This is a genomic window from Streptomyces sp. NPDC048254 (assembly GCF_043201895.1).
GTDB lineage: Bacteria > Actinomycetota > Actinomycetes > Streptomycetales > Streptomycetaceae > Streptomyces.
On record NZ_JBICZJ010000001.1, the window covers coordinates 748,169 to 769,393 of the forward strand.

The following is a 21,225-nucleotide window of genomic DNA, read 5'->3' on the forward strand; positions in this document are numbered from 1 at the left end:
GCTGCTTCTTCTTAGCTGCCGCGGCGAGGGCCTGTAGTCCAGGTCGACTCCCTCCCCGCGGAGCTTCGCGTTGCGTCGTCGGCCGTCCTTCCGGACACCCTGAGGAGCCCCGCAATCATGGCGAACCGCCAGCAGCCCACCACCATGCCGGTGCACAAGTACGGCCGCTACGAGCAGGTCGACATCCCGGACCGCACCTGGCCCCAGCAGCGCATCACCACCGCCCCCCGCTGGCTCTCCACCGACCTGCGCGACGGCAACCAGGCCCTGATCGACCCGATGTCGCCCGAGCGCAAGCGCCGGATGTTCGACCAGCTGGTGAAGATGGGCTACAAGGAGATCGAGGTCGGCTTCCCCGCCTCCGGCCAGACCGACTTCGACTTCGTGCGCTCGATCATCGAGGAAGAGGGCGCGATCCCGGACGACGTCACGATCTCCGTGCTGACCCAGGCCCGCGAGGACCTGATCGAGCGGACCGTGGAGTCCCTGAAGGGCGCCCGGCGGGCCACCGTCCACCTGTACAACGCCACCGCCCCGGTCTTCCGCCGGGTCGTCTTCCGCGGCTCCAAGGACGACATCAGGCAGATCGCCGTCGACGGCACCCGCCTGGTGATGGAGTACGCGGAGAAGCTGCTGGGCCCGGAGACGGAGTTCGGCTACCAGTACTCGCCGGAGATCTTCACGGACACCGAGCTGGACTTCGCGCTGGAGGTCTGCGAGGCGGTCATGGACGTCTACCAGCCGGGTCCGGGCCGCGAGATCATCCTCAACCTGCCCGCCACCGTGGAGCGTTCGACGCCGTCCACGCACGCGGACCGCTTCGAGTGGATGCACCGCAACCTCTCCCGCCGCGAGCACGTCGTGCTGTCCATCCACCCGCACAACGACCGCGGTACCGCCGTCGCCGCCGCCGAGCTGGCGCTGATGGCCGGCGCCGACCGCGTCGAGGGCTGCCTGTTCGGGCAGGGCGAGCGCACCGGCAACGTCGACCTGGTCACCCTGGGCATGAACCTGTTCTCGCAGGGCGTCGACCCGCAGATCGACTTCTCCGACATCGACGAGATCCGTCGTACGTGGGAGTACTGCAACCAGATGGAGGTCCACCCGCGCCACCCGTACGTGGGCGACCTGGTCTACACGTCCTTCTCCGGCTCCCACCAGGACGCCATCAAGAAGGGCTTCGACGCCATGGAGGCCGACGCGGCCGCGCAGGGCGTCACCGTCGACGACATCGAGTGGGCCGTGCCCTACCTGCCGATCGACCCGAAGGACGTCGGCCGCTCCTACGAGGCCGTCATCCGGGTCAACTCGCAGTCCGGCAAGGGCGGTATCGCCTACGTCCTGAAGAACGACCACAAGCTGGACCTGCCGCGCCGGATGCAGATCGAGTTCTCCAGGCTCATCCAGGCCAAGACGGACGCCGAGGGCGGCGAGGTCACCGGCTCCGACATCTGGGCGGTCTTCCGGGACGAGTACCTGCCCAACCCGGAGAACCCCTGGGGCCGTGTCCAGGTGCGGACGGGACAGTCGACCACCGACACCGACGGGGTGGACACCCTCACCGTCGAGGCCACCGTCGACGGCGAGGACACCGTCCTGACGGGCTCCGGCAACGGCCCGATCTCCGCGTTCTTCGACGCGCTGCAGGGGCTGGGCATCGACGTACGGCTCCTGGACTACCAGGAGCACACGATGAGCGAGGGCGCCTCCGCGCAGGCCGCCTCGTACATCGAATGCGCGATCGACGGCAAGGTTCTGTGGGGAATCGGCATCGACGCGAACACGACGCGTGCGTCGCTGAAGGCGGTCGTCTCGGCCGTCAACCGCGCGACGCGATAACCGTTCTGACCGGCGGTTTAAGGGCCCTGATCGCGCTGTACGGCGATCGGGGCCCCGTCGTTTACCGGCCATCCGGCCGTGGAGGTCACGGAAAGGTCTCGTACGGGGTACTGACTCCACCTCACCGATGTGGCTAACATCACGCCAGCGGTGGCGATGTTGCCACGGCGTTAAGGAGGTGCGACGTGCTGCCAGTACGGGGACGAGACGGCCGAACCGCCAGGCCTGCCCGCATTCTGGGCACCCGCACCGCATGGACACCCGTCGGCGACGGCGAGTTCTTCTGCCCCGGCTGCGGAGGCGACCGCAACTACCAGCGGCTCACCGGCCGCCGCCGCTTCACCCTGCTCGGCGTACCCGTGCTGCCGCGCGGCACCACCGGGCCGGTCGTGGAGTGCGCCGCCTGCCGTCACCACTACGGCACCGACGTCCTCGACCACCCCACCACCTCCCGCTTCTCGGCGATGCTCCGCGACGCCGTGCACACCGTCGCCCTCGCCCTCCTCGCCGCGGGCGGCGCCTGCGCCCGTACGGCCCTGGAGACGGCCGCGGCCACGGTCCGCGCGGCCGGCTTCGAGGACGTCACGGAGGAACAGCTGAGCGCGCTCGTCGACGCGCTCGCCGCCGACACCGGCCGGCTCCTCGGGCAGCCGTGCGGGGCGAGCCTCGCGATAGAGCTGCACGAGGCCCTCGACCCGCTGGCCCCGCACCTCGCCCCCGCCGGCCGCGAGTCCCTGCTCCTCCAGGCCGCCCGGATCGCACTCGCCGACGGCCCCTACACCAACGCCGAACGCGAGGTCCTCGGCACGGTCGGCGCGGCCCTGACCATCTGCGCCGACGACGTGACCCGCCTGCTGGCGGCGGCCCGCACCCCCTCCTGAGCCGCGGCGGAACACGGCCCGCGCAGCCTCCTGATCCGTCTGTGGGGCCCGGCCCGTACACCTGACGGTGTGCCAAACCGCGTGACCCGTTCGGACGTTGCGAGGGTGCGGTGAAGGCGGAGGGGAGGAACATGGAAGGGTGAGCCATGTGTCTCCTGTGACCCGCGCGAGCCGGATCTCCCTCGCCGCCGCCCTGCTGCTCGGGGCGTTCGCCGTCGAACCCAGGGCCTGGGCGGCCACCTGCGACTCCTCGGTGCCGTATGCCTCCGGCGAGGGCGGCTACACCCAGTACCGCATCCCGGCCGTCGTCCGCACCTGGCACGGCACCCTGCTCGCCTTCGCCGAGGGCCGGCACACCACCGCCGGCGACAGCGGTGACATCGACGTCGTGCTGAGACGTTCCTCCGACGGCGGCTGCACCTGGGGCCCGCTCCAGGTGGTGGCCGACGGCGAGGGGAACACCCGCGGCAACCCGGCACCCGTCGTCGACCCGCGCACCGGCGACATCGTCCTGGTGACCTCCTACAACGACGGCTCGGTGAGCGAGGACCAGATCATGCGCGGCCAGGTCACCAAGGAGCAGAGCCGCCGGGTGTTCGTGCAGCGCAGCCGGAGCGACGGCCGGTCCTTCACCGCCCCGCGGGAGATCACGGCCCAGGTGAAACCCCCGGGCTGGCGCTGGTACGCCACCGGCCCCGGCCATGCCGTCGCCGTCACCGAGGGACCGCACCGCGGCCGCCTGGTCGTCGCCGCCGACCACTCCGGCCCACCGCGCCCCGGCTCCTCCGACACCGGCCGGGAGGCCAGGTACTACGGCGGTCACGCGATCTACAGCGACGACGGCGGCCGCAGCTGGCACCTCGGCTTCGTCGACGACTCCTACACCGGCCGCGACAACGCCAACGAGACGACCGCCGCCCAACTCCCCGACGGCCGCATCTACTTCAACGCCCGCGACCAGAACGGCACCAGCCCCGGCAACCGCCTCGACGCCTGGTCGAGCGACGGCGCGGAGACCCTGGACGCGCAGTTCACCGTCCAGCCGACCCTGCGCCGGGTCCCGGTGGTCGAGGGCTCGGTCCTCCAACTCCAGGGGCCGGGCGCCCCGTTGCTCTTCTCGGCCCCCTCGATCCCGACGGCCCGCCAGGCCATGGCCCTGTGGACCAGCACGGACGAGGGCCTCAGCTTCGACAAGCTCCTCACCCTGTCCGGCCGGAAGGCGGCCTACTCGGACCTGGTCCAGGTGGACGGGAGCACGGTGGGGGTGCTGTACGAGACGGGGACGCGGACGGCCTACGACACGATCGAGTTCCGGCGGGTCGCGGCACCCCGGGAGTGAGCCGGGGCCGCGAACCGGCCGTGAGCCGGTCGTGGCCGTGAGCCGGCCGTCGCCGTGAACCGGGCAACCGAATCGGCCCGGCCGGTGGTCTGGAGGGCGAGGGGGTGGCTGATGCAGGCCGAACTCGAGGCCCAGTTCCAGGAATTCGTCAGAGCGCGGTGGTCCCATCTCGTACGGACCGCCTATCTGCTCACCGGCGACCCGCACCACGCGGAGGACCTCACGCAGACCGCGCTGGCGAAGGCGTACCGGTCGTGGCGCCGGGTCTCCGGGACCGACCGCCCGGAGGCGTACGTCCGCCGCATGCTGGTCAGCTGCAACAGCGACCGGTTCCGCAAACGGCGGGTCACCGAGTCGCTGACCGCCGCCCCGCCCGAGCGCGCGGAGCACGACGACGCGGTCTCCCGGGCCGACGAGCGCGGCACGCTGCTCGCCGCCCTGGCGGAACTGCCGCCCAGGCAGCGCGCGGTGGTGGTGCTTCGGTACTGGGAGGACCTGTCCGAGGCGGAGGTCGCCGACGTGCTCGGCTGCTCCCCCGGCACGGTCAAGAGCCAGGCGTCCAAGGGCCTGGCGAAGTTGCGTACGTTTCCGGGGCTCGCGCAGACCATGAGCCACGCGGGATCCGGACAGGGAGGCACCAGGTGAGCGGCGAGAAGCAGGGCGCGGAGGCCGAGCCGGACTTCGAGGACCGGGTCCGGGCGCTGCTGGCGGGGGACGCGTCGGCACTCCGGCCGCCACCGGTGCCGTACCCGGAGATCCGGCGGCGGGGCATGCTGGAGCGCCGGCGGCGGCGTCTCGGGGTGACCGGGGTGGCGCTGGCGACCCTGGCGGTGGTGCCGGTCGGCGCGTACGCGATCGGCGGCGGTGGCGGCGGTGCGGTGAGCCCGGCGCGGCCCGAGCCGTCCGTGCGGACCAGCGCGCGCCCGACGCCGTCCGCACCGTCCACGCCGTCCGTGCCGGGCCCCGCGCGGCCCGCCACCGCGGGGCAGCTTCTCGACGGTGTCACCTACGAGAACGCCGCCGCCGGGCTCGGCAAGTGCATCGCCTACGACAAGGCGAACCGGGTCGCCGGGGATCCCGGCCACACCGACCTCGGCACGGCCGCCGACTACCGGATCATCCTCGCGATGAAGAGCACCGGCGACTCCAACGCACCGGGCGACGGCATCTCCGTGGTCGCCGTGCGCGAGAAGCCGACGCCGGCCCGGCTGATCTGCACGGTGAAGGGCGGCGAGGCGCAGGGGCTGAACACCAGCCTCGGCGACCCGTTCGGCGACTCCCCGGTGGCCGTGGTCCCGGACATCAACGCCGGGAAGCTGTACCAGCAGTCGTACCTCGACAAGGGTCACTGGAAGCTGCCGTTCCGGTGGGGTGTCATCGGCGGCTACCGCAGCTCGGTCAGCAAGGTGACCGTCTCCTACGGCGGCAGCACGAGCAAGGCCGTGCTGGACCACGGCTGGTTCGTCGCCACCGGCACCCTGCAGCACCGGCAGGTCACCGAGGCACCCCGCCTCAGGGGCTACGACTGGACCGGAAAGCTCGTCTACGACTCGGACCAGGACGGGTCCTACGAGAAGACGCTGCCCTAGGCCCTGTCGTCAAATTCCCGTCTGCCCCGCGACGCCATGCACGCACTCTCGCCGCACCGGGCCCTGACCCAAGTACGTCCAGTACGAGGCTCAGGGCCCGGCACGCCAAGAGCACGCACCTGACGCCGCGGGGCCCGCCCTCCGGGCGGACGACGGGAATTTGACGACAGGGCCTAGCTACCCCGCGGCCTCCCGCAGCGCCGTGTCCAGCAGGGCCTGTGCCGCCCAGCGCATGACCCATGACAACCGCCGAGATGGAAGAGCTGATCCAGGCGCATCTGAGTGCCGAGGAGCGCGGTGACCCGGAGGGGTCGGTCGCCGTGTACACCGACGACATCGAGCACGACGTCGTAGGCGACCCGAACGGCCCGAAGCACGGCATCCCGGCGGCGCTCGACTTCTACCGGCAGCTGTGCAAGGACTTCCGCACCGAGAGCGAGGAGCGCACCCACACCTACTACTCCGACGACGCCGTCACCATGGAAAACGTGATGACGGGCACCGTCCCGGGCTCCTTCCTGGGGATTCCGGGCAACGGCCGCCGGATCACCTTCCGGATCCTGCATGTCTTCGAGTTCCGCGACGGCAGGATCTCCCGGGAGAACGTGTGGCTGGACGGCGCCGCGGTGGCCGCCCAGCTGACCGCTCCCGAACAGCCCCTCCGGCGCTGGTCGCCGCCCCGGTGACCAGCGCCGACCGCTGCCCTTTCCGTGTTCTCTCGCACCGCCATTGGTCCGACCTCTGGCGGTTTACGCCATTCGTGTGTGCTGCCTTGACCGCCCCCAAACGCCCTCTTATGGTCGCGCTTACACATGACGTCCGACGTCTCCTTTCCCCCACGCTGGAGGCACCGTGCGCGACGAGGCGACCCACGGCCGCAGGACGTTCCTGAAACACGCCGGGGCCCTGAGCGCGGCCGCCTCGCTGACGGCACTGACGGCCTGCGGACCCAAGTCCACGATCGACCTCGGCGGCAGCGGCACCGACCGCACCCTGACGGCCGTGATCGGCTACGGCAACGACGGCAGCTGGGACCCGACCCAGACCGCGTCCGCGTTCGCGATGGCCGCCAACAACCACATCTACGAGGGCCTGGCCGACACGGATCCCCTCACCCGCGCCCCCTATCCGGCGCTGGCCACCCGGCTGCCCGCCGACCCGGACGCCACCACCTGGCGGTTCACCCTGCGCCCGGACGCCACCTTCCACGACGGGAAACCGGTCACCGCCGACGACGTGGTCTTCGTCTTCGACCGGATCCTCGACCCGGGCACCCAGACCCTCGCCAAGGGCTTCTTCGCCGGCTGGCTGAAGGAGGTCCGCAGGGTCGACACCCGGACCGTCGACCTGGTCCTCAGGTTCCCCTTCCCGGACGGGATCGCCCGCCTCACCCTCGCCAAGATCATGCCGGAGCACGTGTTCTCCCGGCCCGGCGCCTGGGACGACGCGATCAAGGGACTCGCGGTGGGCACGGGACCGTACCGGCAGACCGGGCACCACCCGAAGTCGAACACCACCTTCGCCGCGTACGACGGCTACAACGGCCCCCGCAGGCCCGCCTTCCGGCGGATGAACTGGCTGACGATCGTCGACGCGGCCTCACGCGTGGCCAGAATCTCCGGCGTCGACGCGGGCGCGCAGATCTCCGACAACATCCCCTACGCCAACATCACCCGCCTCGAACAGGGCGGACTGTCGGTCGGCGGCGGCGCCGGGATGAACAACCTGTTCCTGATGTTCAACACCCGGCACAAGCCCTTCGACGACGTCCGGGTCCGCCAGGCCCTGCACCACGCCATCGACAAGGACAAGATCATCGAGGTCGCCCTCAAGGGCCACGGAAAACCGGCGAGTTCGTTCCTGAACGAGACCAACCCCGGCTACCGCAGGGCGAAGACGGTCTACGACTACGACCCCGGCCGGGCGAAGGCGCTCCTCAGGGCCGCCGGGGTCAGCGGACTCCACGTGAACATCCTCGCCGTCAACGTGAGCTGGATCGTCGACTGCCTGCCCACCATCAAGTCGTCCTGGGACGCGATCGGCGTCGCCACGACCCTGTCCCCGCAGGAGACCACGGCCGTGTTCACCAAGATGGACCAGAAACAGGACTACCAGGTCGTCGCCGCCGTCTCGAACCCCAACCAGTTCGGCCTCGACGCCGACCTGGTCATGCACTACAACTACGGCCCCGAGAACCTCTGGATGGGCTACGCCCGATGGGCCGACAACGCTGTGGCGAAACGGCTCTTCAAGGACATGGACGCGGCCACCCGCGAACCGGACCCGGACAAGAAGAAGACGATGATCCAGGACTACATCGACATCGTCGCCGAACAGGCCGTCCTCTACCCGGTCGTCCACAACGAGCTGATCACCGCCTGGGACCCGCGCAGGCTCACCGGCATAAGGGCCCAGCCCTACCCGGGCATCAACGTCCTGACGGCCAAGTGGGTCTGACGGCATGAACGCCGTCCTGCGCATCCTGCTGCGCCGCATCGCCCTGCTGGTGCCGCTGCTGCTCGGCATCGCCCTGTTCGTGTTCCTGGTGATGCGCTTCTCCGACGTCGACCCGGCGTCCGCGTTCTTCCAGGGCGCCAACCCCACCCCGCAACAGCTCCACGACTTCCGCGAACGCAACGGCCTCCTCGACGCCCTGCCCCTGCGCTACGTCCACTTCGTCGGCGACCTGTTCCACGGCGACCTCGGCACCAGCGCCCTCACCCGCACCCCGGTCCTCGACCAGGTCGCCACCGCCCTGCCGCTCACCCTCCAGCTGACCTTCCTCGGCCTCGGCATCGCGGTCGTCCTGGCGCTGGCCGGCGGTGTCACGGCGGCCATCCACCGGGACCGCTGGCCGGACCAGGTCATCCGCGTCCTCTCCCTGATCGGCGTCGCCGCCCCCGCCTTCTGGCTGGCGCTGCTGATGATCCAGTACCTGGCGGTCGACCGGGGCTGGTTCCCGTCCGGCGGCTACATCAACCCGGAGGACTCCGTCACCGGCTGGCTGAAGACCATGGCCCTGCCCGCCCTCGCGCTCTCCCTCCCGGTCGCCGCCCAGCTCACCCGGATCGTCCGCACCTCGGTCGTCGAGGAACTCGACCGGGACTACGTCCGCACGGCGATCGGCAGCGGCCTGCCGCCCCATGTCGTGGTCGGCCGCAACGTCCTGCGCAACGCGCTCGTCAACCCGCTGACCGTGCTCGGCCTGCGGGTCGGCTACCTCCTCGGCGGCGCCGTCGTCATCGAGACCATCTTCGCCCTGCCCGGCATGGGCAAGCTGATGATCGACGCCGTGCAGAACGGCGACCCGGCCGTCGTCCAGGGCGTGGTCCTCACCACCGCGACCGGCTTCGTCGTCGTCAACCTCGTCATCGACGTCCTCTACCTGCTGGTCAACCCCCGTCTGAGGGAGGCGACATGACGACGTTCACCCGCGCGGCCCTCACCGCCGCCCTGGCCCGTCCCGGCGTACGGCTGCGCAGGCTGTCCCCGCTGTCCAGGGCGGCCCTCGCCTTCCTGGCCGTGGTCGTCCTGGTGGCGGTGTGCGCGCCCCTGCTCGCCCCCGACGACCCGCTCGCCCAGCAGGCCCCCGCCGACGGCACCGGGCACCCCTCCGTCGGCCACTGGATGGGCCAGGACAGCCTCGGCCGGGACATCCTCAGCCGGCTGATGTACGGCGCCCGCTGGTCCCTCGCCATCGGCCTCGGCGCGACCGGCCTCGCCCTGGTCGCCGGCGCGCTGCTCGGCGCGCTCGCGGCCACCTCCCGCAAGGGCGTCGACGAGACGCTGATGCGCTGCCTGGACGTGGTGATGGCGTTCCCGGGCATCGCGCTGGCGGCCGTCCTGGTCGCCGTCTTCGGCGGCGGCATCACGGTCCTGATCTGCGCGATCGCCTTCCTCTTCACCCCACCGGTGGCCCGCGTGGTCCGGGCGAACGTCCTCGACCAGTACGGCGAGGACTACGTCACCGCGGAACGCGTGATCGGCGCCCGCACCCCGCACATCGTGCTCCGCCACGTGGCCGTCAACTGCGCCGCCCCCGTCCTGGTCTTCTGCACGGTCCAGGTCGCCGAGGCCATCGTCTTCGAGGCGTCCCTGTCCTTCATCGGCGCGGGCGTCCGGCCCCCGGACCCGTCCTGGGGCAGCGTCATCGCGGACGGCAGGAACATGGTGCTGACGGGAGGCTGGTGGGCGACCCTCTTCCCCGGCCTGCTGATCCTGCTCACCGTCCTCTCCCTGAACATCCTCTCCGAGGGCGTCTCGGACGCGTGGGCGTCACCGGCGCCGCGGGAGACGGAGCCGACGGGGGCCGATCCGGTGGAGACCGTCGAGCGGGGCGGGGTCCTGGAGCTGCCCGGCCTGACGGAGGCGGGCGAGCGGCTGCGCGCCCGCGCCCGGCCCCCCGTTCCGGGCGGCCGACCGGTACTTGCCGTGGAGAAGATGGCCATCGGCTTCCCCGACCGCCACCGGGGCGTGAACATCGTCGACGGCATCAGCTTCGAGGTGCATCCGGGTGAGGTGCTGGGTCTGGTGGGGGAGTCCGGCTGCGGCAAGTCCCTGACGGCCCTGACGATCATGGGCCTGCAGCCGAAGACGGCACGGGTAAACGGGCAGATCTGGTTCGCCCCCAAAGGGGCGCGGGGCGGTACCGAACATGCGGCTGCCGCCGCGCGGGCGCGACCAGCCACAACGCACCCGCACCCGCCAGTCGACCTCACCACCCCCCACCGCCGCCTCCTCGGCCACGAACTCGCGATGGTCTACCAGGACGCCCTGTCCTCCCTGAACCCCTCCATGACCGTCAACGCCCAGCTCAAGCAGCTCACCCGGCGCGGCGGCCACCGCACTCCCGCCGAGCTCCTCGCCCTCGTCGGCCTGGACCCCACCCGCACCCTCCCCAGTTACCCCCACGAACTCTCCGGCGGCCAACGCCAGCGCGTCCTGATCGCGATGGCCCTCTCCCGCGACCCCCGCCTGATCATCGCCGACGAACCGACCACCGCCCTCGACGTCACCGTCCAGGCCCAGGTGATGGAACTCCTCCTGCGCCTCCGCGAGGAACTCGGCTTCGCGCTGATCCTCGTCTCGCACGACCTGGCCCTGGTCGCGGACGTCACCGACCGGGTGGTGGTGATGTACGGCGGACAGATCGTCGAGACCGGCGTCACTGCGGAGCTGGTCGCCGCCCCCACCCACCACTACACCCGCGGCCTGCTCGGCAGCGTGCTGTCGCTGGAGTCCGGGGCCGAGCGGCTGACCCAGATCAGGGGCGTGGTGCCGTCCCCGGCCGACTTCCCGGCGGGCTGCCGCTTCGCGGACCGCTGCCCGGCGGCGAGCGAGGTCTGCCGTACGACGGCACCGGACCTCGTCGGCTCCCGCATCCACACCGCGGCCTGCCACCACCCGGCCGTCGACCTGGCGACCACGGAGGCGGTGACATGAGCGCGGTGGAGCTGTCCGGCGTCCACGTGGTCCACCGGGCCCGCGGCGGAGGAGTGTTCGGCCGGGACCGGGTGTACGCGCTGACCGGCGCCGACCTCACCGTGGCGCCCGGCGAGACGGTCGGCGTGGTCGGCGAGTCGGGGTGCGGGAAGTCGACGCTGGCGAAGGTGCTGGTCGGCATCCAGCGGCCGACCGCCGGCACGGTCACCTTCCACGGCCGCGACCTGTGGGCGATGCCGGGGCCCGAACGCCGCTCGACCGTCGGCGCCGGCACCGGCATGATCTTCCAGGACCCGTCGACGGCCCTCAACCGCCGGCTGCCGGTACGCCGTGTCCTCCGCGACCCGCTGGACGTCCACGGGCGCGGCACCCGGGCCGAACGGGAGGAGCGGGTACGGGAGTTGATGGGCCTGGTCGGTCTGCCCCGGGCCCTCGCCGAAGCCCTGCCGGGCCAGCTCTCCGGCGGCCAGCGCCAGCGGGTGGCGATCGCCCGGGCGCTGGCCCTGGACCCCGACCTGGTGGTGGCCGACGAACCGACCAGCGCCCTGGACGTCTCGGTCCGCGCCCAGATCCTCAACCTCCTCCTCGACCTGCGCGAACGGCTCGGCCTCGCCATGGTCTTCGTCTCCCACGACATCCAGACGGTACGGCGGATGAGCGACCGGGTGATCACCATGTACCTGGGCCGGATCGTCGAGGAGACCCCGGCCGCCGAGGTCACCGAGCACGCACGGCACCCGTACACCAGGGCCCTGTTCTCGGCCACCCCCGGCCTGCTCCGCCCGATCGACCCCATCCCGCTCACCGGTCCGGTGCCCTCGGCCACCCGGCCGCCGTCCGGCTGCCCGTTCCGTACCCGCTGCTGGAAGGCGGACGACGAGTGCGCCGTCCGCATGCCTGACTTCACGGCCGCGTCACGCACCGCTCACCGCTACCGCTGCCACCATCCACTGGAGGAGGACCAGCCGAGCCACCGCCTGCCCAGGGAGCCCTGATGATCCTGACCATCCCGCTGACCGGTGTCGTACCGCCCGTCTGCACCCCCCTGACACCGGACCGCGAGGTGGACGTCCCGTCCCTGCGCAGGCTCGTCGACCATCTGGTGGCGGCCGGGGTGGACGGCCTGTTCGTCCTCGGCTCGACGTCCGAGGTGGCGTATCTGACGGACCGGCAGCGCAGGCTGGTCACCGAGACCGTGGTGACGCACGCGGCCGGGCGGCTCCCGGTGCTGGCGGGCGTGATCGACATGACGACACCCCGGGTCCTGGACCACGTCGAGTCCGTCACCTCCGCCGGCGCGGACGCGGTCGTCGTCACCGCGCCCTTCTACACCCGCACGCACCCCGCCGAGACCGCCCGCCACTTCCGTCTGGTCGCCGGCCGTTCGCCCGTCCCGGTGATCGCCTACGACATCCCGGCCGCCGTCCACAGCAAGCTCCCCGCCGGCCTGGTCCTCGAACTGGCCGCGGACGGGGTGCTGGCCGGGCTGAAGGACTCCAGCGGCGACCTGGCGGGCTTCCGCGAGGTCGTCACCGGCAGCCGGAGCCTGCCCCGCTTCAGCGCGCTGACGGGCTCCGAGCTGACCGTCGACTCGGCCCTCGCACTGGGTGCCGACGGGGCGGTACCGGGTCTCGCCAACGTCGACCCGGACGGCTACGTCCGTCTCCACCGGCTCTGCCGGGCCGGTGACTGGGAGGGGGCGCGGGCGGAGCAGGAGCGGCTGTGCGGGCTCTTCCGGATGACCGGCGTCGGGGACCCGGCCCGGATGGGCGGCAGCTCGGCGGCGCTGGGAGCGTTCAAGACGGCGCTGCACCTGCGGGGGGTGATCGGCTGCCCCGCCACGGCCGAACCGCAGGTACCGCTGTCGGCGGCGGAGACCGAGTGCGTGGGGAAGTTCCTGGCGGGAGCGGGGCTGCTGTAGCCGGCCGCGCCGGCGCCCGGGACAGACTCCGGCCGAGTCTAGGCACGCAGCGCCACCTCAGTGATGCGAAGCGTGAAATTCCCGGAGGCGGGGGAGCCAGGTGAGGTGAACGCGAAGAACCTCCCCGTCGGCTCCTGCGCCGTCGACACCCGTACCGGACGGCTGGGCATCGTCATGGGGCACGAGGGCCCCTATGTGCAGCTGAGGCCGTACGGGGGAGGGCGTGAGTGGGACGCCCACCCGGACGCCGTACGGACCGCGACCCAGGCCGAACGGCTCAGCGCGGCCACCGCCCACGCCAACGCCCGCAGCCGCGGCGAGGTGCCTTGAAGGTTCCGGTCCGGGCCGGTCCGCCGCCACGGCAGGGCAGAATGGGCGCATGAGCCTGTTCCGCGACGACGGCATCGTGCTGCGCACCCAGAAGCCGGGTGAGGCGGACCGGGTCGTACTGCTGCCGTACGGGGGGCACGGCGTCCGATCGCGGCTGTGCCGCGGGCCGCACTCCCAGCAGCCTCCGGCCGGTGCGCGATGAGTCTCTTCCGGGACGACGGCATCGTCCTTCGGACCCAGAAGCTCGGCGAGGCGGACCGCATCATCACCCTGCTCACCCGTGGACACGGCCGGGTGCGGGCCGTCGCTCGTGGGGTGCGGCGGACCAAGTCGAAGTTCGGGGCGCGGCTCGAGCCGTTCTCCCATGTCGACGTGCAGTTCTTCGCGCGGGGGAGTGAGCTGATCGGGCGCGGGCTGCCGCTGTGCACCCAGAGCGAGACCATCGCGCCGTACGGCGGCGGGATCGTCACCGACTACGCCCGGTACACCGCCGGGACGGCCATGCTGGAGACCGCCGAGCGGTTCACGGACCACGAGGGCGAACCGGCCGTGCAGCAGTACCTGCTGCTGGTGGGGGCGCTCAGGACACTCGCCCGCGGCGAGCACGCCCCCCACCTCGTCCTCGACGCCTTCCTGCTGCGCTCCCTCGCCGTCAACGGCTACGCGCCCAGCTTCGACTCCTGCGCCAAGTGCGGGATGCCCGGTCCGAACCGTTTCTTCTCGGTCGCCTCCGGCGGCAGCGTCTGCGTCGACTGCCGGGTGCCCGGCAGCGTCGTACCCTCGCCAGGGACCCTGGTTCTCCTCGGCGCGCTGCTTACGGGAGACTGGGAGACGGCGGACGCGGCCGAGGCGCGGCACGTCCGGGAGGGCGGCGGGCTGGTGTCCGCCTATCTGCACTGGCACCTGGAGCGGGGGCTGCGCTCGCTCAGGTATGTAGAGAAGAGCTAGAGGGAGACGAGAAGCACATGGTCGTACGCGGGATCCTGGGGAGCCGGCGCCGCGAGTACAGGACGCCCGAGCCGCATCCGTCCGGTGCCCGCCCGCCGAAGCTCCCGGGCGAACTGGTCCCGAACCATGTGGCCATCGTCATGGACGGCAACGGCCGCTGGGCGAAGGAGCGCGGGCTGCCGCGCACCGAGGGGCACAAGGTCGGCGCCGAGCGCGTCCTCGACGTGCTCCAGGGGTCCATCGAGATCGGCGTGCGGAACATCTCCCTCTACGCCTTCTCCACCGAGAACTGGAAGCGCTCGCCCGAAGAGGTCCGCTTCCTGATGAACTTCAACCGCGACTTCATCCGCAAGACCCGCGACCAGCTCGACGAACTCGGCATCCGGGTGCGCTGGGCGGGCCGGATGCCCCGGCTGTGGAAGTCGGTCGCCAAGGAGCTCCAGGTCGCCCAGGAGCAGACCAAGGGCAACGACCTGCTCACCCTGTACTTCTGCATGAACTACGGCGGCCGCGCCGAGATCGCCGACGCGGTGCAGGCGATCGCCGAGGAGGTCAAGGCGGGCCGCCTCGACCCGTCGAAGGTCTCCGAGAAGACCATCCAGAAGCACATGTACTACGGGGACATGCCGGACGTGGACGTGTTCCTGCGCCCCAGCGGCGAGCAGCGCACCTCCAACTTCCTGCTCTGGCAGAGCGCTTACGCCGAGATGGTCTTCCAGGACGTCCTGTGGCCCGACTTCGACCGCCGCGACCTGTGGCGCGCCTGTCTCGAATTCGCCTCCCGGGACCGCCGGTTCGGCGGCGCCATCCCCAACGAGGAACTGCTGGCCATGGAGGGCAACCACCCCGGCGACTGACGGCCACCCGCCGTTCACGCGAGCGAACTGGAACGCTGCTTCGGACGTGACTGAAGCGCCCCGTCAGGGGCGCGGGGAACTGCGCGACCAGCCACGACGGACCGCCGGTCGGAAACGAACCCTGCCCCTACGGCGCACACCCCGCCGCACAGTCCGCACACGTCCCGAAGATCTCCACGGTGTGCGCCACATTCACGTACCCGTGCTCCGCCGCGATCGCCTCCGCCCACTTCTCCACCGCGGGGCCCTCCACCTCCACCGCCTTGCCGCACACGCGGCAGACCAGGTGGTGGTGGTGCTCGCCCGTGGAGCAGCGGCGGTAGACCGACTCGCCCTCGGACGTGCGCAGGACGTCCACCTCGCCCGCGTCGGCGAGGTTCTGGAGCGTGCGGTAGACCGTGGTGAGGCCCACCGAGTCGCCCTTGTGCTTGAGCATGTCGTGCAGTTCCTGCGCGCTGCGGAACTCGTCGACCTCGTCCAGGGCCGCCGCCACGGCTGCCCGCTGACGGGTCGAGCGGCCCTTCACGGGCGGTCCAGCGGTCGTCACCGGTTGCCTCCTCACATCGCTGCTTCTGCCGGGCCATTGTGCCAGCCCGGAGTGTGCGCGGTCAGACGCCGACCTCGTCGGCGGCCCCCCGGCCGGCCGGAATCGCGCACTCCGCCGGGTCCCCGGCGGGCCGCCGCGCGGCGGCCGCGCGGGCGCGTCGCCGGGCCAGCGGTGCGGCCAGCAGGCTCAGCACGATGAACGCGGCGATCGTCAGCAGCACGATCGTCGCGCCCGGCGGAACGTACTGGTAGTACGACGTGATCGTGCCCCCGATCGTCACCGTCACACCGATCGCGACGGCGATCGCGAACGTGGCCGCGAAGCTGCGGCTGAGCTGCTGGGCGGCGGCCACCGGCACCACCATCAGCGCCGACACCAGCAGCAGGCCCACCACCCGCATCGCGACCGTCACCGTGACCGCCGCCGTGATCGCCGTCAGCAGGTTCAGCGCCCGCACCGGCAGGCCCGTCACCCGGGCGAACTCCTCGTCCTGGCTCACCGCGAACAGCTGCCGACGCAGACCGAGGGTGACCAGCAGGACGAAGGCGGCGAGCACGCAGATCGCGGTCACGTCCGACTCCGACACCGTCGACAGCGAGCCGAAGAGGTACGACATCAGGTTGGCGTTGGAGCCGCCCGGCGCGAGGTTGATCAGCATCACCCCGCCGGCCATCCCGCCGTAGAAGAGCATCGCGAGGGCGATGTCGCCGCGGGTCCTGCCGTACCAGCGGATCAGCTCCATCAGGATCGCGCCGAGGACGGAGACGGCCGTGGCCATCCACACCGGGGAGGTCGAGAGCAGGAAGCCGAGGCCGACGCCGGTCATGGCCACGTGGCCGATGCCGTCGCCCATCAGGGCCTGGCGGCGCTGGACCAGGTAGATGCCGATGGCGGGGGCGGTGAGGCCGACCAGGACGGCGGCGAGCAGGGCCCGCTGCATGAAGGCGTAGTTCAGGAAGTCCATCAGCTCAGCAGTCCCGTGCGGATCGGCGCGTGCTCGTGGGGGTGTACGTGGTCGTGGCCGGGGAGGGCGTGCTGGCCGACCGCGCGCGGCGGCGGGCCGTCGTGCAGGACGCAGCCGTCGCGGAGCACGACCGCGCGGTCGATCAGCGGCTCCAGCGGGCCCAGTTCGTGCAGGACCAGCAGGACCGTGGTGCCCTGCTCGACCTGCTCGCGCAGCGTCCGCGCGAGGATCTCCTGGCTGGCCAGGTCGACGCCCGCCATCGGCTCGTCCATGATCAGCAGTTCGGGCCGGGCCACCAGGGCGCGGGCGATCAGCACCCGCTGGTGCTGGCCGCCGGAGAGCGCCTCGACGTTGTCCTTGGCCCGGTCGGCCATCCCGACCAGGGCGAGCGCGTCCCGTACCGCCTGGTGGTCGGCCTTGCGGAAGAGGCCGAAGCGGGTGCGGGAGAGGAGGCCGGCGGAGACGACCTCGGTGACGGTGGCGGGGACACCGCCCGCGGCGGTGGTGCGCTGCGGGACGTAGCCGACCCGGGACCAGTCGCGGAAGGCGCCGCGCGAGGTGCCGAACAGGGTGATCTCGCCGCCGCCGGCCGGTACCTGTCCGATGATCGCGCGGATCGCGGTCGACTTGCCGGAGCCGTTCGCGCCGAGCAGCGCGACGACCTCACCGCGGTGCACGGTGAGGTCGATGCCCCGCAGCACGGGGCGCGAGCCCAGCTCGGCGGTGACACCGCGCAGGGATATGACGGGCTCGCCGGTGGTCATCTCGTCTCCGCTCACTTGGTGCCCAGAGCCGTCTGGAGGGCCTTGAGGTTGGCTTCCTGGACGGCGAAGTAGTCCTTGCCGCGGGACTTGGCGGTGATGCCCTCGATCGGGTCGAGGACGTCCGTCTTCAGTCCGGCGTCGGCGGCGATGGTCCTGGCGGTCTTGTCGCTGACGAGCGTCTCGTAGAACACGGTGCTGACGCCGTCGGCCTTGGCCATGGTCTCCAGGTCCTTCACGCGGGCGGCGCTCGGCTCCGACTCCGGGTCGAGGCCGTTGATGGCCTCCTCGGTCAGGCCGTAGCGCTCGGCGAGGTAGCCGAAGGCCGCGTGGGTGGTGATGAAGACCTTGGTCTTCGTGTTCGCCAGGCCGTCCTTGAACCGGGTGTTGAGGTCGTCCAGCTTCTTGACCAGGGCCGCGGTGTTCTTCCGGTAGTCGGCCGCGTGGTCCGGGTCGGCCTTCTCGAAGGCCTTGCCCACCCCCTCGGCGACCTGGGCGTAGCGCACCGGGTCCAGCCAGATGTGGGGGTCGAGGCCGGACAGCTCCTCGTTCTTCGAGGTGTCGTGGGAGGCCGCGTGGCCGCCGGCCTCGTTGCCGTGCTGTTCCAGCGTGGTCAGGGCGGACGCGTCGATCTTCGTCCCCACCGAGGACTGGGCGACGGCGTCGTCGACGGAGGGCTGGAGGTTCTTCAGGTAGAGGACCGCGTCGGACTTCTCGATCCCGATGATCTGCTTGGGGCTGATCTCCAGGTCGTGCGGTTCCTGGCCGGGTGATGTGAGACTGGTGACGTGGACGTGGTTCCCGCCTATCCGGTCGGCGAGGAAGGCCATCGGGTAGAAGGACGCGACGACGTCGAACTTGCCGGTCTGGGCCGCCGTGGCGTCGCCACCGCAGGCGGAGAGGGTCGCGATGCCGAGTGCGGTGACGGTGGTCGCGGCGGCCGTGGATATGAGGCGTCGTCGTACGTTCATGAGACTCATTTTCAACAAATATGGAAACCGTTGTCAACAAGCAGCGGTAAGGCCTCGGTGAGCCCTGGGTGGTCTGTCCGTCATGGGGGACCGATTTGGTCGAGGGGGAGCCCCCGCCGGTAACCTGAAGCATTCGCTCTGAAGCATCTCGCTTCGTCGCCCGTCGTCGTAATGAAGAGAGCACCGTGGCCGCCGACAAGATCGACACCATCGTCAGCCTGAGCAAGCGCCGTGGCTTCGTATTCCCGTGCAGTGAGATCTATGGCGGACAGCGTGCCGCCTGGGACTACGGGCCGCTCGGTGTCGAGCTCAAGGAGAACCTGAAGCGCCAGTGGTGGCGCTACATGGTGACGTCGCGCGAGGACGTGGTCGGTCTCGACTCGTCCGTCATCCTGGCCCCCGAGGTCTGGGTGGCCTCCGGTCACGTCGCCACCTTCACGGACCCGCTGACCGAGTGCACCGCCTGCCACAAGCGATTCCGCGCCGACCACCTGGAAGAGGCCTACGAGGCCAAGCACAACCGCCTTCCGGAGAACGGCCTGGCGGACGTGAACTGCCCGAACTGCGGCAACAAGGGCCAGTTCACCGAGCCCAAGCAGTTCTCGGGTCTGCTGTCGACGCACCTCGGCCCGACCCAGGACAGCGGCTCCGTCGCCTACCTGCGCCCCGAGACCGCGCAGGGCATCTTCACCAACTTCGCCCAGGTGCAGACCACGTCGCGCCGCAAGCCGCCGTTCGGCATCGCGCAGATGGGCAAGTCCTTCCGCAACGAGATCACGCCCGGCAACTTCATCTTCCGCACCCGCGAGTTCGAGCAGATGGAGATGGAGTTCTTCGTCAAGCCGGGCGAGGACGAGAAGTGGCAGGAGTACTGGATGGAGCAGCGCTGGAACTGGTACACCGGCCTGGGCCTGCGTGAAGAGAACATGCGGTGGTACGACCACCCCAAGGAGAAGCTCTCCCACTACTCCAAGCGCACCGCCGACATCGAGTACCGCTTCCAGTTCGGCGGCAACGAGTGGGGCGAGCTGGAAGGCGTCGCCAACCGCACCGACTACGACCTGAACGCCCACTCCAAGGCCTCCGGCCAGGACCTCTCCTACTTCGACCAGGAGGCCGGGGAGCGCTGGACGCCGTACGTCATCGAGCCGGCGGCCGGTGTCGGCCGCGCGATGCTGGCGTTCCTCCTGGACGCCTACGTCGAGGACGAGGCGCCGAACGCCAAGGGCAAGCTGGAGAAGCGCACGGTGCTGCGCCTGGACCACCGCCTGGCGCCGGTCAAGGTCGCGGTCCTGCCGCTGTCCCGCAACCCCGAGCTGTCCCCGAAGGCCAAGGGGCTGGCCGCCGCCCTGCGGCAGAACTGGAACATCGAGTTCGACGACGCCGGCGCCATCGGCCGCCGCTACCGCCGTCAGGACGAGATCGGTACGCCGTACTGCGTGACCGTCGACTTCGACACGCTCGAGGACAACGCGGTGACGGTCCGGGAGCGTGACTCGATGAAGCAGGAGCGGATCTCGCTGGACCAGATCGAGGGGTACCTCGCGGGGCGCCTCGTCGGGTGTTAGGAGTGTGAGCGGGCCGGCGTCTGCCTGGCTTGTGTGAGATGCCGGTCGCGGGTCGTGCGTGGCTGGTCGCGCAGTTCCCCGCGCCCCTTCGGGGCGCGGGGAATCGGCGTTTATGGGCTCAGCGGTGCTGCAGCGACTTCACGTTGTCGCCGAACGTCCAGTTCTTCGAGCCGTCCCAGTTGAGCGACCAGGTCATCAGGCCCTTGAGGGACGTGCCGTAGTGGTTCCAGGCCTGGGCGACCAGGCTCGGTGACATGTAGCCGCCGCCCGCGCCGGACTGTGCGGGCAGTCCCGGCACCTGCTTGTCGTACGGCACCTTGATCGTCGTACCCTGCACGACCAGGCCCTTGTTGAGGCAGTCGGTCTGGGCGGTGAAGCCGGCCACCGTGCCCGCCGAGTAGGAGTCGCCGGAGCAGCCGTACATGCTGCCGTTGTAGTACTGCATGTTGAGCCACCACAGCCGGCCGTTGTCGGCGTACTTCTTCACGATCGGCAGGTAGGCGCCCCAGATCGAGCCGTAGGTGATGCTGCCGCCGGTGACGTACGCCGTCTCCGGAGCCATCGTCAGGCCGAAGCCCGCCGGCATCTGGGCGAGGATCCCGTCGATGATGCGGACCAGGTTGGCCTGCGAGGTGGAGAGCTGGGTGATCGACCCGCTGCCCACCAGGCCGGTCTCGATGTCGATGTCGATGCCGTCGAAGTTGTACTTCTTGAGGATCGGGACGATCGTCGCGACGAACCTGTCGGCCACGGTGGACGAGCTGAGGTCGATACCGGCCGCCGCGCCGCCGATCGACAGCAGGATGGTCTGGCCGGCGGCCTTCGCCGCGCACATCTCCGCGGGCGTCGCCACCTTCACGCCGGCGTCCATGCCGTCCTCCCACAGCGCGGTGCCGTCGGAGCGGATGACCGGGAAGGCCGCGTTGATCACGTTGTAGCCGTGGGCGGCGATCCGGGAGTCGGTGATGGGGGTCCAGCCGAAGGGCGGGTGGACGCCGTTGGCGGAGCCGTCCCAGTTCTCCCAGTAGCCCTGGAGGACCTTTCCGGCCGGCCTCGACTTCACCGCGCAGGTGTCGGCGGCGGAGGCGGGGGCGGCGGCGGGGAGCTGGGTGAGCGCGGCGGTCGCCAGGGCGGCGGCGAGCAGGCTGAGGGCGCGGCGGAGCATACGGATCCTCCCGGTGGGGGTGCGGCGAGGTGTCGTAGCCATGACAGTGCTCGTGGTCCAGACCTCTCGTCAATAGGTCTGGACCAGAAACGGGCCCACCCGG

21 protein-coding genes are annotated in these 21,225 nt (G+C 70.9%); 16 read left to right on the forward strand and 5 right to left on the reverse strand.

The window, feature by feature from the left end; translation table 11 throughout:
• The first annotated feature begins 117 nt into the window (after positions 1 to 117).
• From leuA to ACGFZQ_RS03455, 15 genes are all read left to right on the forward strand, one after another.
• A complete protein-coding gene (gene leuA / locus ACGFZQ_RS03385) occupies positions 118 to 1,839 on the forward strand; it encodes a 2-isopropylmalate synthase (protein WP_393838942.1) in 1,722 nt (573 codons plus the stop codon).
• Positions 1,840 to 2,024: 185 nt separating this feature from the next.
• Entirely contained in the window at positions 2,025 to 2,720 is a 696-nt protein-coding gene (locus tag ACGFZQ_RS03390) for a TerB family tellurite resistance protein (protein ID WP_351731062.1), read from the forward strand.
• Positions 2,721 to 2,877: 157 nt separating this feature from the next.
• Complete coding sequence (locus ACGFZQ_RS03395) at positions 2,878 to 4,059, forward strand: exo-alpha-sialidase (protein ID WP_393839234.1); 1,182 nt, start codon at positions 2,878 to 2,880, stop codon at positions 4,057 to 4,059.
• Between the two features lie 111 nt (positions 4,060 to 4,170).
• Positions 4,171 to 4,704 carry a SigE family RNA polymerase sigma factor gene (locus tag ACGFZQ_RS03400; protein WP_351731065.1) on the forward strand — a complete coding sequence of 178 codons (534 nt, stop codon included), beginning with the start codon at positions 4,171 to 4,173 and terminating at the stop codon, positions 4,702 to 4,704.
• Positions 4,701 to 5,648 carry a hypothetical protein gene (locus ACGFZQ_RS03405; protein WP_393838943.1) on the forward strand — a complete coding sequence of 316 codons (948 nt, stop codon included), beginning with the start codon at positions 4,701 to 4,703 and terminating at the stop codon, positions 5,646 to 5,648. The genes ACGFZQ_RS03400 and ACGFZQ_RS03405 overlap by 4 nt, the downstream gene beginning before the upstream one ends.
• 239 nt (positions 5,649 to 5,887) lie before the next feature.
• Positions 5,888 to 6,334 carry a nuclear transport factor 2 family protein gene (locus ACGFZQ_RS03410; RefSeq protein WP_393838944.1) on the forward strand — a complete coding sequence of 149 codons (447 nt, stop codon included), beginning with the start codon at positions 5,888 to 5,890 and terminating at the stop codon, positions 6,332 to 6,334.
• A gap of 166 nt (positions 6,335 to 6,500) precedes the next feature.
• Complete coding sequence (locus tag ACGFZQ_RS03415) at positions 6,501 to 8,105, forward strand: ABC transporter substrate-binding protein (protein WP_393838945.1); 1,605 nt, start codon at positions 6,501 to 6,503, stop codon at positions 8,103 to 8,105.
• Between the two features lie 4 nt (positions 8,106 to 8,109).
• Positions 8,110 to 9,069: an ABC transporter permease gene (locus ACGFZQ_RS03420; protein ID WP_393838946.1), complete on the forward strand. Its 960-nt coding sequence runs from the start codon at positions 8,110 to 8,112 to the stop codon at positions 9,067 to 9,069.
• The gene (locus ACGFZQ_RS03425) at positions 9,066 to 11,090 is read left to right on the forward strand and encodes a dipeptide/oligopeptide/nickel ABC transporter permease/ATP-binding protein (RefSeq protein ID WP_393838947.1); all 2,025 of its coding nucleotides are present in this window, start codon (positions 9,066 to 9,068) and stop codon (positions 11,088 to 11,090) included. The genes ACGFZQ_RS03420 and ACGFZQ_RS03425 overlap by 4 nt, the downstream gene beginning before the upstream one ends.
• Positions 11,087 to 12,085, forward strand: coding sequence for an oligopeptide/dipeptide ABC transporter ATP-binding protein (locus ACGFZQ_RS03430; RefSeq protein WP_393838948.1), 999 nt, complete (start codon positions 11,087 to 11,089; stop codon positions 12,083 to 12,085). Before ACGFZQ_RS03425 ends, ACGFZQ_RS03430 begins: the two co-directional genes overlap by 4 nt.
• Positions 12,085 to 13,011, forward strand: a complete 927-nt coding sequence (locus ACGFZQ_RS03435) for a dihydrodipicolinate synthase family protein (RefSeq protein WP_393838949.1) — start codon at positions 12,085 to 12,087, stop codon at positions 13,009 to 13,011. Before ACGFZQ_RS03430 ends, ACGFZQ_RS03435 begins: the two co-directional genes overlap by 1 nt.
• 105 nt (positions 13,012 to 13,116) lie before the next feature.
• Positions 13,117 to 13,341 carry a hypothetical protein gene (locus tag ACGFZQ_RS03440; protein ID WP_351692899.1) on the forward strand — a complete coding sequence of 75 codons (225 nt, stop codon included), beginning with the start codon at positions 13,117 to 13,119 and terminating at the stop codon, positions 13,339 to 13,341.
• Between the two features lie 49 nt (positions 13,342 to 13,390).
• Positions 13,391 to 13,543 carry a hypothetical protein gene (locus ACGFZQ_RS03445; protein ID WP_393838950.1) on the forward strand — a complete coding sequence of 51 codons (153 nt, stop codon included), beginning with the start codon at positions 13,391 to 13,393 and terminating at the stop codon, positions 13,541 to 13,543.
• Positions 13,540 to 14,289 (forward strand): DNA repair protein RecO, encoded by a 750-nt coding sequence (gene recO / locus ACGFZQ_RS03450; RefSeq protein WP_393838951.1) that lies wholly within the window; start codon positions 13,540 to 13,542, stop codon positions 14,287 to 14,289. The genes ACGFZQ_RS03445 and recO overlap by 4 nt, the downstream gene beginning before the upstream one ends.
• 17 nt (positions 14,290 to 14,306) lie before the next feature.
• The gene (locus tag ACGFZQ_RS03455) at positions 14,307 to 15,146 is read left to right on the forward strand and encodes an isoprenyl transferase (protein ID WP_351691463.1); all 840 of its coding nucleotides are present in this window, start codon (positions 14,307 to 14,309) and stop codon (positions 15,144 to 15,146) included.
• A gap of 127 nt (positions 15,147 to 15,273) precedes the next feature.
• Here ACGFZQ_RS03455 and ACGFZQ_RS03460 read toward each other — a convergent pair whose 3' ends face one another.
• The 4 genes from ACGFZQ_RS03460 to ACGFZQ_RS03475 form a co-directional block, all read right to left on the reverse strand.
• On the reverse strand, positions 15,274 to 15,693 hold the full coding sequence (locus tag ACGFZQ_RS03460) for a Fur family transcriptional regulator (protein ID WP_382546521.1): 420 nt from the start codon (positions 15,691 to 15,693) through the stop codon (positions 15,274 to 15,276).
• A 61-nt stretch (positions 15,694 to 15,754) separates the two neighbouring features.
• Positions 15,755 to 16,657, reverse strand: a complete 903-nt coding sequence (locus tag ACGFZQ_RS03465; RefSeq protein WP_351731098.1) for a metal ABC transporter permease — start codon at positions 16,655 to 16,657, stop codon at positions 15,755 to 15,757.
• Positions 16,657 to 17,421 (reverse strand): metal ABC transporter ATP-binding protein, encoded by a 765-nt coding sequence (locus tag ACGFZQ_RS03470; protein ID WP_393838952.1) that lies wholly within the window; start codon positions 17,419 to 17,421, stop codon positions 16,657 to 16,659. Before ACGFZQ_RS03470 ends, ACGFZQ_RS03465 begins: the two co-directional genes overlap by 1 nt.
• An 11-nt stretch (positions 17,422 to 17,432) precedes the next feature.
• Positions 17,433 to 18,389 (reverse strand): metal ABC transporter substrate-binding protein, encoded by a 957-nt coding sequence (locus ACGFZQ_RS03475; protein ID WP_393838953.1) that lies wholly within the window; start codon positions 18,387 to 18,389, stop codon positions 17,433 to 17,435.
• 185 nt (positions 18,390 to 18,574) lie between these two features.
• Between ACGFZQ_RS03475 and ACGFZQ_RS03480 the strand changes: the two genes are divergently transcribed.
• The gene (locus tag ACGFZQ_RS03480) at positions 18,575 to 19,957 is read left to right on the forward strand and encodes a glycine--tRNA ligase (RefSeq protein ID WP_351731107.1); all 1,383 of its coding nucleotides are present in this window, start codon (positions 18,575 to 18,577) and stop codon (positions 19,955 to 19,957) included.
• Between the two features lie 118 nt (positions 19,958 to 20,075).
• Here ACGFZQ_RS03480 and ACGFZQ_RS03485 read toward each other — a convergent pair whose 3' ends face one another.
• Positions 20,076 to 21,122: a chitinase gene (locus ACGFZQ_RS03485; RefSeq protein ID WP_351731110.1), complete on the reverse strand. Its 1,047-nt coding sequence runs from the start codon at positions 21,120 to 21,122 to the stop codon at positions 20,076 to 20,078.
• Positions 21,123 to 21,225 lie beyond the last annotated feature (103 nt).

Bases quoted from the DNA above. Each gene is read 5' to 3' on its own strand.
- ACGFZQ_RS03445 (WP_393838950.1), top strand. From the start codon at position 13,391: ATGAGCCTGTTCCGCGACGACGGCATCGTGCTGCGCACCCAGAAGCCG.
- ACGFZQ_RS03470 (WP_393838952.1), bottom strand. From the start codon at position 17,421: ATGACCACCGGCGAGCCCGTCATATCCCTGCGCGGTGTCACCGCCGAG.
- ACGFZQ_RS03420 (WP_393838946.1), top strand. From the start codon at position 8,110: ATGAACGCCGTCCTGCGCATCCTGCTGCGCCGCATCGCCCTGCTGGTG.
- leuA (WP_393838942.1), top strand. From the start codon at position 118: ATGGCGAACCGCCAGCAGCCCACCACCATGCCGGTGCACAAGTACGGC.
- ACGFZQ_RS03465 (WP_351731098.1), bottom strand. From the start codon at position 16,657: ATGGACTTCCTGAACTACGCCTTCATGCAGCGGGCCCTGCTCGCCGCC.
- ACGFZQ_RS03435 (WP_393838949.1), top strand. From the start codon at position 12,085: ATGATCCTGACCATCCCGCTGACCGGTGTCGTACCGCCCGTCTGCACC.
- ACGFZQ_RS03485 (WP_351731110.1), bottom strand. From the start codon at position 21,122: ATGCTCCGCCGCGCCCTCAGCCTGCTCGCCGCCGCCCTGGCGACCGCC.
- ACGFZQ_RS03455 (WP_351691463.1), top strand. From the start codon at position 14,307: ATGGTCGTACGCGGGATCCTGGGGAGCCGGCGCCGCGAGTACAGGACG.
- ACGFZQ_RS03410 (WP_393838944.1), top strand. From the start codon at position 5,888: ATGACAACCGCCGAGATGGAAGAGCTGATCCAGGCGCATCTGAGTGCC.
- ACGFZQ_RS03475 (WP_393838953.1), bottom strand. From the start codon at position 18,389: ATGAACGTACGACGACGCCTCATATCCACGGCCGCCGCGACCACCGTC.
- recO (WP_393838951.1), top strand. From the start codon at position 13,540: ATGAGTCTCTTCCGGGACGACGGCATCGTCCTTCGGACCCAGAAGCTC.
- ACGFZQ_RS03430 (WP_393838948.1), top strand. From the start codon at position 11,087: ATGAGCGCGGTGGAGCTGTCCGGCGTCCACGTGGTCCACCGGGCCCGC.
- ACGFZQ_RS03425 (WP_393838947.1), top strand. From the start codon at position 9,066: ATGACGACGTTCACCCGCGCGGCCCTCACCGCCGCCCTGGCCCGTCCC.
- ACGFZQ_RS03400 (WP_351731065.1), top strand. From the start codon at position 4,171: ATGCAGGCCGAACTCGAGGCCCAGTTCCAGGAATTCGTCAGAGCGCGG.